Below are 850 nucleotides of genomic sequence, written 5' to 3'. Positions count from 1 at the left end.
CGCTGGCTGCGACGCGGGATGCCGTTGGAGGGCTCGAGCTGCAACGGGATCGGGGGCAGCGGGGGGAGCTCCTGGCCGGCCTCGGCCGCGAGCTCGCCGGCGTCCTTCTCCTCCGACATCCCGATCGGGCCCACGCGCTGGGCGTTGAGGAACTGGCGCACCACCGGCTCCTCCGAGCTCAGCAGCATCTCGCGCGGCCCGAACATCGCCAGGTGCTTGTGGTAGAGCAACCCGATGTTGTCCGGCACCGTGCGGGCGGTGTTGATGTCGTGGGTGACGATCAGGAACGTCGCGTCGATCTGGGCGTTGAGGTCCACGATCAGCTGGTTGAGGAACGCCGTGCGCACCGGGTCCAGACCCGAGTCGGGCTCGTCGAACAACACGATCTCCGGGTCCAGCACCAGCGCCCGGGCCAGGCCGGCCCGCTTGCGCATCCCGCCGGAGATCTCACCGGGCAGCTTGTCCTCCGCGCCCACCAGACCGACGAGGTCCATCTTCTCCATGACGATGTCACGGATCTCCGACTCCGACTTCCGCGTGTGCTCGCGCAGCGGGAACGCCACGTTGTCGTAGAGGTTCATCGAGCCGAACATCGCGCCGTCCTGGAACAGCACCCCGAACAGCTTGCGGATCTCGTACAGGTCCTTCTCCGAGCACGACGCGATGTCGGTGCCCTCGATCACGATCGAACCCGTGTCGGGCTTCAACAGCCCGATCAACGCCTTCAGGAACACCGACTTGCCCGTGCCCGAGGGGCCCAGCATCACGCAGATCTCCCCGGCCGGCACCGTGAGCGACACGTCCCGCCAGATCACCTGCTTGCCGAACGACTTGGTCAGCCCGTCGACCT

At 67.3% G+C, this 850-nt stretch carries 1 protein-coding gene; it reads right to left on the bottom strand.

Annotation, left to right across the window (positions count from 1 at the left end):
* Positions 1-850, bottom strand: an 850-nt coding sequence (locus G3T38_RS20830; RefSeq protein WP_163774839.1) for an ABC transporter ATP-binding protein, incomplete at both ends; no start/stop codon positions are given.

This window comes from Nocardioides zeae (assembly GCF_010686755.1).
Lineage (GTDB): Bacteria > Actinomycetota > Actinomycetes > Propionibacteriales > Nocardioidaceae > Nocardioides > Nocardioides zeae.
The sequence above is the reverse complement of the archived record's forward strand: the minus strand, read 5'-3'. Positions and strand labels throughout refer to the sequence as shown.